Source organism: Amycolatopsis jejuensis (assembly GCF_000717335.1).
Taxonomy (GTDB): Bacteria; Actinomycetota; Actinomycetes; order Mycobacteriales; family Pseudonocardiaceae; genus Amycolatopsis; species Amycolatopsis jejuensis.
Map to the genome: position 1 here is coordinate 325465 of NZ_JNYZ01000012.1, position 11952 is coordinate 337416.

An 11952-nucleotide genomic window follows, 5' to 3' on the forward strand; every position below is an offset into this window, starting at 1 on the left:
CTTCACGGACTTTCAGCTGACGGAGTCAGTCGACGGTCCAGGTGTCCTTGCCGCGCAACAGGCCCTGCAGATCTGGGGTGCGGGCTTCGCGGGCCTGCTCGACCTGGGCGCGGGCCGCGTCGTCGTATGTGGGGCGCTCGACCTGCCGCAGGATGCCGGTGGGGACGTGGTTGAGGTTCTGGTCGCCGAGCCGGGTGAGGGCGAAGGCGTACGACGTGTCGGCGATTGACGGGTCGTGCACCACCAGGTTCTCCTCGCCGATTTCGGCGACCTTGCCGACGTCGAGCCCGCCCCAGTCGCCGCGGCGCACGCCGTACTCGCCCTCGGAACCGAACCGGATCGGCTCGCCCGCGTGCAGCGGGATCAGCCGCTGCGCCGCCTCGTCCTTGTCCTTCAGGACGTCGAACGCGCCGTCGTTGAAGATCGGGCAGTTCTGGTAGATCTCCACCAGTGCCGAACCGCGGTGTTTCGCCGCCGCTTCGAGGACCTCGGTGAGGCCCTTGCGGTCGGAGTCCAGCGCGCGGCCGACGAACGACGCCTCCGCGCCGATCGCGAGCGACAGCGGGTTGAACGGCGTGTCCAGCGAGCCCATCGGGGTGGACTTGGTGACCATGCCCTGTCCGGACGTCGGCGAGTACTGGCCCTTGGTGAGCCCGTAGATCCGGTTGTTGAACAGCAGGATCTTGATGTTCACGTTGCGCCGCAACGCGTGGATCAGGTGGTTGCCGCCGATGGACAGCGCGTCGCCGTCACCGGTGACGACCCACACCGACAGGTCCGGCCGCGTGGTCGCGAGCCCGGTGGCGATCGACGGCGCGCGGCCGTGGATCGAGTGCATGCCGTACGTGTCGAGGTAGTACGGGAACCGCGACGAGCAGCCGATGCCGGAGATGAACACGATGTTCTCGCGCTTCAGCCCCAGCGAGGGCAGGAACGACTGCACCGCGTTGAGCACCACGTAGTCGCCGCAGCCGGGGCACCAGCGCACTTCCTGGTCGGACTTGTAGTCCTTGGCCTTCTGCGGCTCGTCGTTGGTGGGCACCAGGTCGAGGCCACCCAGCTGCGGCAGCCCCAAATCGATCGCGGTCACTTGACACCCTCCGGAACCAGGTTGGCGATGATGTCGGCGAACACGTTCTGCAACTCCTCCGCCTTGAACGGCAGGCCCGCGACCTTCGTGTGCGAGTGCACGTCCACCAGGTACTTGCCGCGCAGCAGCAGCGCGAGCTGGCCGAGGTTCATCTCCGGGACCACGACCTTGTCGTACCGCGCCAGCACGTCGCCGAGGTTGCCCGGCAGCGGGTTGAGGTGGCGCAGATGTGCTTGCGCGATCGGCATTCCGAGCTTGCGCACGCGCCGGCAGGCCGCGCCGATCGGGCCGTAGGAGGACCCCCAGCCGAGCGCCAGCACGCGGGCCTCGCCGGAGGGATCGTCGACGACCAGGTCCGGCACGTCGATCCCGTCGATCTTCGCCTGGCGCAGCCGCACCATCTTGTCGTGGTTGTCGGGGTCGTAGGAAATACTGCCCTTGCCGTCCTGCTTCTCCAGCCCGCCGATGCGGTGCTGCAGCCCGGCCGTGCCCGGCACGGCCCATTCGCGCGCCAGGGTCTCCGGATCGCGCAGGTACGGCCAGAACTCGCCGGAGCCGTCCGTGGCGTTCGGCTTGCTCGCGAACTCCACACGCAGGTCGGGCAGGTCCTCGACGTCCGGGATCAGCCACGGTTCGGACCCGTTGGCGATGGCGCCGTCGGACAGCAGCAGCACCGGCGTGCGGTACTTGAGCGCGATCCGGGTGGCCTCCAGCGCGGCGTCGAAGCAGTCCGCGGGCGAGAGCGGCGCGACGATCGGCACCGGCGATTCGCCGTTCCGGCCGAACATCGCCTGCAGCAGGTCGGCCTGCTCGGTCTTGGTGGGCAGGCCGGTGGACGGCCCGCCGCGCTGCACGTCGACGACCACCAGCGGCAGCTCGGTCATCACGCCGAGGCCGATCGTCTCGGACTTCAGCGCGACCCCGGGACCGGACGTGGACGTGACCCCCAGCGCGCCGCCGTACGACGCGCCGAGCGCGGCGCCGATCCCGGCGATCTCGTCCTCGGCCTGGAAGGTGATGATGCCGAAGTTCTTGTGCTTGGACAGCTCGTGCAGCACGTCCGAGGCCGGCGTGATCGGGTACGTGCCGAGCAGGATCTGCAGCCCGGACTGCTGCCCGGCGGCCACCAGCCCGTACGCCAGCGCGGTGTTGCCGGTGATCTGCCGGTACGTGCCCTTGTTCAGCTTCGCGGGCGCGACCTCGAAGGTGGTGGCGAACGACTCGGTGGTCTCGCCGTAGTTCCAGCCCGCGTGGAAGGCCAGGATGTTCGCCTCGGCGATGTCCGGCTTCTTCGCGAACTTCTCGCGCAGGAACGTCTCGGTGCCCTCGGTGGGCCGGTGGTACATCCACGACAGCAGGCCGAGCGCGAACATGTTCTTGCAGCGCTCGGCGTCCTTCTTGCCGAGGCCGGTGTCCGCGAGCGCACCCTGGGTGAGGGTCGACATGGCGACCCGGTGGATCTGGAAGGCCGACAGCGAATCGTCCTCCAGCGGGTCCGCGTCGTAGCCGACCTTGACCAGGTTGCGCTTGGAGAACTCGTCGGTGTTGACGATGATCGTGCCGCCGTGCGGAACGTCGTGCACGTTGGCCTTCAGCGCCGCGGGGTTCATCGCGACGAGCACGTCCGGCCGGTCGCCAGGGGTGAGGATGTCGTAGTCGGCGAAATGCACCTGGAACGACGAGACACCCGGGATGGTGCCCTGTGGTGCGCGAATTTCCGCCGGGAAGTTCGGCATGGTGGACAGGTCGTTGCCGAACGCCGCCGCCTCGGAGGTGAACCGGTCACCGGTCAGCTGCATCCCGTCGCCAGAGTCACCGGCGAACCGGATGACCACCCGATCCAGTTTGTTCACCTCGGTGGACCGGGTCGCGGTCAACGCACCGTTGCCGGCTGCGCTGCCGTTCGCACTCGTGCTCATGGGTCAGGGAATCCCTCTCTCCCGACGTGCTGCGGCCCCGGGTCGGCTCCCCGGGGAGACGCCGAGGCCTGCTTCCGAGGTTACTCGGCTGCCGCCGGAAATGCGGGGGACCCGGACCTGGCGCCCGTACTGGGGGTTCCTTTGATGGTAGGGCGAATCCGGCCGCGGACCGCAGTGACGCACGTCTCCTGCCCGCGCGACCGCGCTGACCAGCAGCTTGCTCCAGCTTGAGGGTTCCTAGGATGTGGGAATTGTGCCAGTGACCGGATCAGCGGCCGCTGATCCGGGCTTTCATCGCGGCGAGCCGTTCGGCGAATGCCGGTGCGGTCAGCGATTCCAGCTGGGGCGCGATCTCGGCGTCCACGGCCGCGGCGTGCTCGGTCAGCCCGCTCGTGTGCCGCAGGGTCCGCTTGGTGGACAGCACGACCTCGCGCGGCGCGGCGACCGTCGGTGCGGCGAGGTCACGGGCGGCCTGGACCAGCGCGTCGTGGTCGCCGTCGACCAGCCGCAAGGCGAGCCCGGCCCGGACCGCGGCCGTGGCGTCGAGGGACTCGCCGAACAAGGTCATCGCGGCGGTCTGCTGTGGTCCGAGCAGCCGGTGCGCCATCCAGGTCATGCCGCCGCCGGGGTGCAGGCCGAGCTCGAGGAAGCGCGGGATGAACTTGGCCCGGGCTCCCACGATGCGGACGTCGGCGGCGAGCGCAAGGTTTAGACCAGCGCCGACCGCGGCCCCGCCGACCGCGGCGATCGTCGGCAGGGTGCAACGCGCTACCGCGAGGAATCCGGCGTACACGGAGCGCAGCCCCGCGGAATCCGCTTCGCCGAGCGCGGTCAGGTCGGCGCCCGCGCAGAACGCCGGGGGCGCGCCGGTGACGATCACCGCGTGCACGCTCTCGTCGGCTTCGGCCCGCTCGACCGCGGCGGCGAGCTCGGCGGAGAGGTCGAGGGTGAGGGCGTTCCGGCTGTTCGGAGCGTCGACGGTGAGCAGGGCGACGCCGTGGTCGTGCTCGCTGTGGATGCGGTCGGTCATGCCGGGAGCATCTCAGCTCAGGGCGTCGGTGGCCGGTCCAGCAGGCGCGAAAGGACGACCGTCGAGACCGTGCGGTCGATGATTTCGAGGCCGCGCAGGCGTTCCAGTGCGGTTTCGAGATGGTGGATGTCGGCGGCCCGCAGGTGCACGATCGCGTCGGCGGCGCCGGACACCGTGTACGCGGCGACGACCTCCGGCAGCGGTTCGAGCCGCGCGCGGATCCGGCCGGGGGTGACGTTGCCCTGGCAGTGGACCTCGACGAAGGCCTCGGTGCCCCAGCCGAGCGCCTCCGGGTCGACGACCGCCGTGAAGCCACGCAGGACGCCGGTTTCGAGCAGCCGGTCGACGCGGCGTTTCACCGCCGGAGCGGACAGCCCGACGACGTTGCCGATCTCCGAGTAGCTGGAGCGCGCGTTGGCCAGCAGGCAGGAAACGATTCGCTGGTCGATGGTGTTCACACGCAATGTTTAGCATGTATGTGCGCAGTGAACAGCGATTGATTGCGAGATTAGGCCCGCCTTAGCCTGGTCGTATGCAGGGAGAGGCTGTACCTCCGCGGGTGCCGACGCCCCGCCACTACCTGATGTGCCCGCCGCGTTACTTCGCGGTGGACTACTCGATCAACCCCTGGATGGATCCGTCGAAGCCGGTCAGCGTGGACGTCGCCGTCGCGCAGTGGACCGAGCTGCGGGACACCTACCGGCGGCTCGGCCACACGGTGGAGGAGATCGAGCCGCAGCCGGGGTTGCCGGACATGGTGTTCGCGGCCAACTCGGGCACGGTCGTCGGCGGGCGGGTGCTCGGGGCGCGGTTCCGGGCGCCGCAGCGGGCGGCCGAGGCTGAGCATTTCCGGCGGTGGTTCCTGGAGCATGGGTACCGGGATCTGACGATGCCGGAGAAGATCAACGAGGCGGAGGGGGACTTCGCCTGGACCGGGCAGGTGCTGCTGGCCGGTACCGGGTTCCGGACTGATCCGGCAGCGCATGCGGAGGCGCAGGAGGTGCTGGGGGTGCCGGTGGTGTCCCTGCAGCTGGTCGATCCTCGGTATTACCACTTGGATACGGCGTTGTTTGTGTTGAGTGAGTCGAATGTTGCTTATTACCCGGAGGCGTTTTCTCCCGGGTCGCAGCGGGTGTTGCGGAGGATGTTCCCGGAGGCGGTGGTGGCGTCTTCGGTTGATGCGGAGTGGTTTGGGTTGAATGGGGTTTCGGACGGGCGGAATGTGGTTCTGCCGGTGGAGGCCACGGGGCTGGGGTCGGAGTTGGAGGGGAGGGGGTTTGAGGTGGTTTATGTGGAGGTTTCGGAGTTGAGGAAGGCTGGTGGGGGGCCGAAGTGTTGCACGTTGGAGATTCGTAAGTAGGGGGGCGCGTTGGGGGGTGGGGCTGGGGTACTGGGGGTTTCGGGTGCGGGGGTGGTGCTCGGCTGGTGGGCCCCCTTCTTGCCTCGAGTGTGTTACGGCGAGCCGGCCGCCTCAAGGGCGCCTGCGGCGTCGCTGCGCGATGGGCTGCGCCCACCCTTGACCCGGCCGGCTCGCCGCAACTGCGGGCAAGGACGAAGGGGGCCGGGGGGTCTAAGGGGTTCCCACGTGGGGATATGTGCGCGGGTTCCTGCTGTGTCGAGGGTGAGCGGGGTGGTTGGGGCGGTGGTTAAGGCCTTACTTTCGGGGTTGGTGGTAACTAGTCCGTTTGCGAATCCGATTAATCGGGTAGGGTACGTCGGACTGGAGGCTGCTGATGATCACCTTTGCGGTGCACGGGATTGGCAGGCCTCTGCGTGCGCTCGATCCTGGGGAGGATGAGCGGTGGATTACCGTCGAGCAGTTCGAGTCGTTGCTTGAGGTTGTGGTGCGTACCGGTGCCCATCTGACCTTTGATGACGGTAATTCGTCCGATGTTGAGATTGCGTTGCCCCGGTTGGTTGAGCGCGGGGTGTTCGCCGAGTTTTTTCCGCTTGCCGGGCGGGTTGGGGAGCGGGGGTACGTCGACCGGGATGGGCTTCGGCAGTTGGTTGATGCCGGGATGCACGTCGGGTCGCATGGGTGGGATCGGGTGGACTGGCGGCGGCTGGACAGTACGTTTGCGGTTCATCGGGAGCTTGATTTGGCGCCGCGGTTGCTCGAGAAGCTCAGTGGGACTCCGGTGCAGCGGTTTTCGCTGCCGGAGGGGCGGTTTGACCGGCGCGTGCTGACGCACTTGCGGGACGCTGGTGCGACGCGCGTGTATGCGAATGTCGGTGCTGCCCGGGGGGCCGCGTGGGTGCGGCCGCGGACGGAGATCCGGTCGGACCTCAGTCCTCGGTGGGCGGAGGCGGCGTCGCGGCGGCCTCGGCGGTGGGCGGCTCGGTGGGCTCCCCGGCCGGTTCGGTGAATTCGGCACCGAGGCAAACTGCCGGTTAATTGCAATTAGCGGTGTGAAAAGTACCTGCTGATATCTGTTTTAGTTAAGTGATCCCGTAATCGATTGCTCCGTTCGAGTAACGATGCATGCCCGTGTAACTTTTGTCCCTTTTGGTCCGATAAGACTCGAAAGAGGGCAGCGAGGGAGGGTGTGCAGATGGCGGGCAAGTTCGGTACCAGAAGCAACGTTCTCGAGAATCCGGTCAAGCGCGTGGCCGTGTCCACCGGGCGGGTCGTCAACCTCACGGTGCACGGGATCGGGAAACCGCCGCGGGAGCTGGAGCCTGGTGAGGATCACACGTGGGTCCGCGCGGATCAGTTCGAGCGGGTGCTGGATGCCGTGGTCGAGCGCCCCGATGTGCGGCTGACCTTCGATGACGGCAACGCCTCGGACGTCGAGATCGCGCTGCCGAAGCTGATCGAGCGCGGGCTCACCGCGGAGTTCTTCCTGCTTGCCGGGCGCGTCGGCGAGAAGGGGCGGATCGACGCGGACGGGATCGACGCATTGCTCGGTTCGGGAATGAGTGTCGGGTCGCACGGGTGGGCGCACCGCGACTGGCGGCGGCTCGGTGGACAGCACGTCGAGCAGGAGTTCCGGATCGCGCCGCGGGTGCTTGCCCGGCATGCGGGCGTGCCGGTGCGGCGCGTGGCCGTGCCGTTCGGGTCGTACGACCGGCGGGTGCTCGCCGCGTTGCGGGCGTCCGGCGTGCAGCGCGTGTACACCAGCGACGGTGGCGCTGCCCGCGGCGACAGCTGGCTGCAGCCCCGCACCAGCCTGCGGCACGACCTCGACGACGCCTGGATCGACGACGTGCTCGCCGGGGCGCCCGGGATCCGGCGCCGGGCTCGGCGGACGGTGGCGAAGTTCGTCAAGCAATGGCGGGGCTGAACCGGACAACCCGCCGTAACAACGACATGGTCCGCGGCGACATCCCGGCCGTGAGAGAGCAGCCGTTTCGCGTCGCGGTCGTCGTCGTGACCTACAACAGCGCGGACGTGCTACCCGGGTGCCTCGCGTCGCTCGTCGGCGCGGCCCGCGGGGTCCAACTGTCCGAAGTGGTCGTCGCGGACAATATGTCGGGCGACGGTACGGCCGAGGTGGCGCAGCGGGACTGGGACATTCCGGTCCGGCTGCTGCGCACCGGCCGTAACGGCGGGTATGCGGCGGCAATCAACAGCGCGGTCGAGAGTCTCGCGGCCGAGGTCGACGGCATTTTCGTGCTCAATCCCGACGCTCGCCCGAAAAGCGGTTCGCTGGCCATTCTCGCGCGTGCGCTGAAACAGCCGGGGCGTGGAATTGTGTACCCACGGCTGCTCGATTCCGACGGGACGCTCCAGCCGTCGCTACGCCGTCCCCCGACAGTGCGGCGGGCGCTGGCCGAATCGCTGGTCGGTGGTAGTCGCGCCGGGCGGTGGGGCACGCTCGGCGAGCTGATCACCGATCCGGCGCATTACGAACGGCCTGGTCCCGTTGCGTGGGGGACTGGCGCGGCCATGCTCATTGCTGCCGACGCTGCTCGTACGCTCGGTCCGTGGGACGAATCTTTTCTCTTGTACGGCGAGGAAACGGAATTCTCGTTGCGTGCGAGGGATCGTGGCTGGGAGCCGTGGTACGAACCGGCGGCGGAGGTCGAGCACATCGGCGGGGAATGCGGGACGAATCCGGTGCTGTGGGCCTTGCTTACGGTCAATCGGGTGCGGTTGTTCAGCCGTCGCAGTGGGAAGCTCGCATCAGCTGGGTATTTCGCTGCGGTGACTGTGGGTGAGTTGATTCGGGCCGTTGCCGGACGGCGTACCGCACGTGCGGCATTGGTGGCGTTGCTGCGGCCGTCCCGTCGCCTGACTGCGCTTCCCGGCTGATGCGCGTCGTCGACTTCGGCCGGTTGGCACCGCGTGAACTGGACGCCTGGCATACGCTCCGCGCGGCGAATCCGGTATTGGACAGCCCGTATTTCCATCCGGCCTTTGCGGCCGCGGTACATGCTGAGGGGCCGCCGGTAAAGGTCGCCATTGTCGAAGAAGGAAACCAAATAACGGCGCTATTCCCGGTGCATACCGAGGGGGGCATCGCCCGTCCGGCAGGCTGGCCCGCTGCCGACTTCCAATCGCCGATTCTCGCTGCTGGCAACAATTTTCCGGTGGCTGGACTGCTCCCTGCGTTAAAGACCGGTGCCTTCGGCTTCGACCATTTGCTGGACCCGGGGAAAGAGTTCGCCCCCTGGATCGAAAGCGCGATGCCTTCGCCATTCCTGGACGTCGAAGGTGGTCTTGACGCTTATCTGGCCCGAGCTTCACGCAGCGGCAAGGACAACATGGGCCAGGCGCGTCGGCGAGCAGCGAAAGCCGCCCGGGAACACGGTGAGCTGCGATTCGTCGCGGACAATCGAGACCCGGCGCTCCTCGACGAGGTGATCCGGCTCAAACGCGGCCAATACGCGGCCACCGGAGCGCGCGACTATTTCGCCGAACCGAGCCGGAAAGCATTGCTGCACCGGCTTTTCACGACCAAAGAGGATTCCTTCAGCGGTCTGCTCTCGACAGTCCACGTAGGACAGAAACTCCTCGCCGCGCACTTCGGCATCCGCGACGGTGGCGTACTGCACTGGTGGTTCCCGGTGTACGACCCGGCGTTCGCCCGGCTCGCCCCCGGCTGGATCCTGCTGCGGGAATTGGTCCAGTCCGCGCCGCACCTCGGCGTACACCGGATCGACCTCGGCCGTGGCGAGGACGAATACAAACGGCGCGCGATGACCGGTCAGGTCACCGTGCATCAGGGGCAGGTGAGCAGGGGCGGGCTGCGCAAGATCGTCCGCAAGGTCGAGAAAACCGTGGTGGACAAGGTCAAAGAATCCCCGCTGGCGCCGCACCTCCGCGCGGTGGTGCGGCGCCTCCGCTGAAACTCAGCCCCGCCCGAGCCCGTCCCACCGGAATCCGGCGCGGGCAAGCACATCGGGGTCGATCAGATTCCGCGTGTCCACCACCACCGGCTGACGGGTCAGCTCCGCCAGCCGTGGCCAGTCCAGCGACCGGAACTGCGGCCATTCGGTGAGCACCACGAGCGCGTCGACGTCCTTCGCCGCCAGCTCCGGATCCTCGACGACGCTGATCGACTCCAGCCCCGGGTGCGCCGTGTCCGCGGACAGGGCCGGGTCGTACGCCACCAGCTCGGCACCGTCCTGCCGAAGCATCGCGGCCACTGCGAGCGCCGGGGAATCGCGCAGATCGTCGGTGTGCGCCTTGAACGTCAGGCCGAGCAGGCCGAGCCGGGCGTGCGACAGCGTGCCCGAGCGACGGCCGGTGACCGCCTGCCGCACTTTGTCCACAATGCGCTGCCGCTGCCGCTCGTTGGTGTCGATTGCCGCGCGCAGCAAGCGGAACTCGAAGTCCGCGGAGTCGGCGATCTGCAGCATCGCGCGAGTGTCCTTCGGCAGGCACGAACCACCCCAGCCCGGACCCGGCTTGAGGTACGACTGGCCGATCCGGCGGTCGTACCCCATGCCCTCGGTGACGTCGCCGATGTCGGCCCCCAGCCGCTCGCACAGCTCGGCCATCGCGTTGACGTACGACAATTTCATGGCGAGGAAACAGTTTGCCGAGTACTTGACCAGCTCCGCGCTCGCCGCGTCGGTGAGCACGGTCGGCGCGCCCAGCCGCGAGTACAGCGCCGCGACGCGTTCGGCCGCGTCCTGCGACCGGCTGCCGACCACGATCCGGTCCGGCTTCAGGAAGTCCTCGACCGCCGACCCCTCACGAAGGAACTCCGGATTGCTCACCACGGCGACGTCCTCGCGGCCGAGCAGTTCCAGCGTGCGGTCCGCGGTACCCACCGGCACGGTCGACTTGTTGACCACCACCGTATCCGGCGCGAGTACGTCGGTGATCTCGGCCAGCACGGCTTCCACGGAACCGAGGTCCGCGACGCCGCCGACCCCCATCGGCGTCGGCACGCACAGGAACACGATCTCGGCAGCGGAATCCGCATCAGCAGGTACGACTGCGGCCTTGGCGCCGAGCACGAAGCTCAGCCGCCCGGCCGCGAGCCCTTCGGCGACCAGTTCGGCCAGCCGCGGTTCCAGGATGTCGACCTCGCCGCGCGAGAGCCGCGCGATCTTGTCCGGGTCGACGTCGGCGCACACCACGCGGTGGCCGAGCGAGGCGAGACAGGCTCCGGTGGTCAGGCCGACGTAACCGGTGCCGACCACGGCGATTCTTCGGATGAACATTGCTCAGATCCCCTCGGTGGCGCCGCTGCGGCGCAGCAGCCGGTCGTATACCGCGACGTAGGTCCGCGCCTGCGGGGCCCAGTCGAGTTCGCGTTCGGCCCGCAGCCTGCCCCGCTTGCCGAGGTCCTCGCGGCGTTCCGGGTCGTCCAGCAGGGCGACGAGCTCATCGGTGAACCCGGCCGCGTCGCCGGGTTCGGTGTACACCGCGCAGTCGCCTGCCGAGATGGCGTTCTCGGTGAGCCGGTAGGCGACCACGGGCAGTCCGTAGGCCAGGTACTCCATCGTCTTGTTCATCGTGGACACGTCGTTGAGCGGGTTGAGCGGGTCCGGCGACAACCCGACCGCGGCGGTGGAGAAGTACTCCGAGATCTCCGCCGGTCCGACGCGCCCGGGAAGGTCGACGTAGTCGTCGAGACCGAGTTCGGTGCACTGCTTGCGCAGGTCTTCGAGGCAGTCGCCGAAGCCGAGCACGGCGAACTGCACGTCGTCGCGGCCGTGCTCGAACACGGTGCGCCGGGCGATGTCGAGGACCACGTCGACGCCGTCCTGCGGGCCCATGATGCCCAGCCATACGGCGAGATGCTTGCGTCCGCGACGCAGTTCCGGCACCGGGCGGCCCGGCCGCATCACCGACGTGTCCGGCCCGGACCGCACCACGCTCGTGCGCTCCTTCGGCACGCCACCGCGGTCGATGGCGATCTGCTGGTACGAGGTGTTGGTGGAGATGACGTGATCCGCGGTGCGGAAGGTCATCTTCTCCAGCCAGTACAACCCGGCCAGCTGCGCGCGCGAGCCGCGGCCGGTCGGTTCGCCGAAGCGGGACCGGAACACCTCGGGGTTGAGGTCGTGGTGGTCGAACACGAACCGCGCGCCGCGGCGCTGCCACAGCCGTGCGAGGGCCCAGTAGGTGTCCGGCGGGTTGCAGGCCTGCATTGCCGCAAATGGCTTACGGCGCCACACCTTTCGGCTCAGCCACGCCGTGCGCAGCCAGGAGTAGCCGAACTCCAGCGCGTAACCGAACACTCCGCCCGCCTGCGGTGACGGCGCGTACTTGTAGAGGTGGACGCCCTCGAGGACCTCGTAACCAGGGTCCCCTTCGCCCTTCGGGCAGATCACCGACACCTCGAAGCCGGCTTCGGTCAATGCGCGGCATTCGAGCCACACCCGGCGATCGAGCGGGACCGGGAGGTTCTGGACGATGACGAGGACGTGGGGACGCGTCATGGCGGCCTCTCCATGCAGATGGTCGACGTTCTTAGTTCGCTACGCCGACCGGGTCTGTTACCCGGATGAGA

General features: G+C 68.3%; 11 protein-coding genes. 5 read left to right on the forward strand and 6 right to left on the reverse strand.

The genetic code is table 11. The features are described from left to right. Positions 1–25: 25 nt before the first annotated feature. From OO71_RS19000 to OO71_RS19015, 4 genes are all read right to left on the reverse strand, one after another. The gene (locus OO71_RS19000) at positions 26–1090 is read right to left on the reverse strand and encodes a 2-oxoacid:ferredoxin oxidoreductase subunit beta (RefSeq protein WP_033291125.1); all 1065 of its coding nucleotides are present in this window, start codon (positions 1088–1090) and stop codon (positions 26–28) included. After that, complete coding sequence (locus OO71_RS19005) at positions 1087–3009, reverse strand: 2-oxoacid:acceptor oxidoreductase subunit alpha (RefSeq protein ID WP_033291126.1); 1923 nt, start codon at positions 3007–3009, stop codon at positions 1087–1089. Before OO71_RS19005 ends, OO71_RS19000 begins: the two co-directional genes overlap by 4 nt. A 268-nt stretch (positions 3010–3277) precedes the next feature. Next, the gene (locus tag OO71_RS19010) at positions 3278–4039 is read right to left on the reverse strand and encodes an enoyl-CoA hydratase (protein ID WP_033291127.1); all 762 of its coding nucleotides are present in this window, start codon (positions 4037–4039) and stop codon (positions 3278–3280) included. 17 nt (positions 4040–4056) lie between these two features. Continuing rightward, on the reverse strand, positions 4057–4497 hold the full coding sequence (locus tag OO71_RS19015) for an Lrp/AsnC family transcriptional regulator (protein WP_033291128.1): 441 nt from the start codon (positions 4495–4497) through the stop codon (positions 4057–4059). 74 nt (positions 4498–4571) lie between these two features. On the opposite strand from OO71_RS19015, the gene ddaH reads away from it, so the two are divergent. The 5 genes from ddaH (at position 4572) to OO71_RS19040 (ending at position 9331) form a co-directional block, all read left to right on the forward strand. Beyond that, complete coding sequence (ddaH, locus tag OO71_RS19020; protein WP_156096390.1) at positions 4572–5399, forward strand: dimethylargininase; 828 nt, start codon at positions 4572–4574, stop codon at positions 5397–5399. 373 nt (positions 5400–5772) lie between these two features. After that, on the forward strand, positions 5773–6405 hold the full coding sequence (locus OO71_RS19025; protein ID WP_033291129.1) for a polysaccharide deacetylase family protein: 633 nt from the start codon (positions 5773–5775) through the stop codon (positions 6403–6405). A gap of 186 nt (positions 6406–6591) precedes the next feature. Then, positions 6592–7323 carry a polysaccharide deacetylase family protein gene (locus OO71_RS19030; protein ID WP_084145029.1) on the forward strand — a complete coding sequence of 244 codons (732 nt, stop codon included), beginning with the start codon at positions 6592–6594 and terminating at the stop codon, positions 7321–7323. Continuing rightward, on the forward strand, positions 7311–8294 hold the full coding sequence (locus OO71_RS19035) for a glycosyltransferase family 2 protein (protein ID WP_211260553.1): 984 nt from the start codon (positions 7311–7313) through the stop codon (positions 8292–8294). Before OO71_RS19030 ends, OO71_RS19035 begins: the two co-directional genes overlap by 13 nt. Continuing rightward, positions 8294–9331 (forward strand): GNAT family N-acetyltransferase, encoded by a 1038-nt coding sequence (locus OO71_RS19040; RefSeq protein WP_033291130.1) that lies wholly within the window; start codon positions 8294–8296, stop codon positions 9329–9331. The genes OO71_RS19035 and OO71_RS19040 overlap by 1 nt, the downstream gene beginning before the upstream one ends. 3 nt (positions 9332–9334) lie before the next feature. Here OO71_RS19040 and OO71_RS19045 read toward each other — a convergent pair whose 3' ends face one another. Both OO71_RS19045 and OO71_RS19050 read right to left on the reverse strand, forming a co-directional pair. Continuing rightward, positions 9335–10657: a UDP-glucose dehydrogenase family protein gene (locus OO71_RS19045; RefSeq protein WP_033291131.1), complete on the reverse strand. Its 1323-nt coding sequence runs from the start codon at positions 10655–10657 to the stop codon at positions 9335–9337. Between the two features lie 3 nt (positions 10658–10660). After that, positions 10661–11881, reverse strand: coding sequence for a glycosyltransferase family 4 protein (locus OO71_RS19050; RefSeq protein WP_051791695.1), 1221 nt, complete (start codon positions 11879–11881; stop codon positions 10661–10663). Positions 11882–11952 lie beyond the last annotated feature (71 nt).

Bases quoted from the DNA above. Each gene is read 5' to 3' on its own strand.
- OO71_RS19005 (WP_033291126.1), bottom strand. From the start codon at position 3,009: ATGAGCACGAGTGCGAACGGCAGCGCAGCCGGCAACGGTGCGTTGACC.
- OO71_RS19010 (WP_033291127.1), bottom strand. From the start codon at position 4,039: ATGACCGACCGCATCCACAGCGAGCACGACCACGGCGTCGCCCTGCTC.
- ddaH (WP_156096390.1), top strand. From the start codon at position 4,572: ATGCAGGGAGAGGCTGTACCTCCGCGGGTGCCGACGCCCCGCCACTAC.
- OO71_RS19025 (WP_033291129.1), top strand. From the start codon at position 5,773: ATGATCACCTTTGCGGTGCACGGGATTGGCAGGCCTCTGCGTGCGCTC.
- OO71_RS19030 (WP_084145029.1), top strand. From the start codon at position 6,592: ATGGCGGGCAAGTTCGGTACCAGAAGCAACGTTCTCGAGAATCCGGTC.
- OO71_RS19035 (WP_211260553.1), top strand. From the start codon at position 7,311: ATGGCGGGGCTGAACCGGACAACCCGCCGTAACAACGACATGGTCCGC.
- OO71_RS19040 (WP_033291130.1), top strand. From the start codon at position 8,294: ATGCGCGTCGTCGACTTCGGCCGGTTGGCACCGCGTGAACTGGACGCC.
- OO71_RS19045 (WP_033291131.1), bottom strand. From the start codon at position 10,657: ATGTTCATCCGAAGAATCGCCGTGGTCGGCACCGGTTACGTCGGCCTG.
- OO71_RS19050 (WP_051791695.1), bottom strand. From the start codon at position 11,881: ATGACGCGTCCCCACGTCCTCGTCATCGTCCAGAACCTCCCGGTCCCG.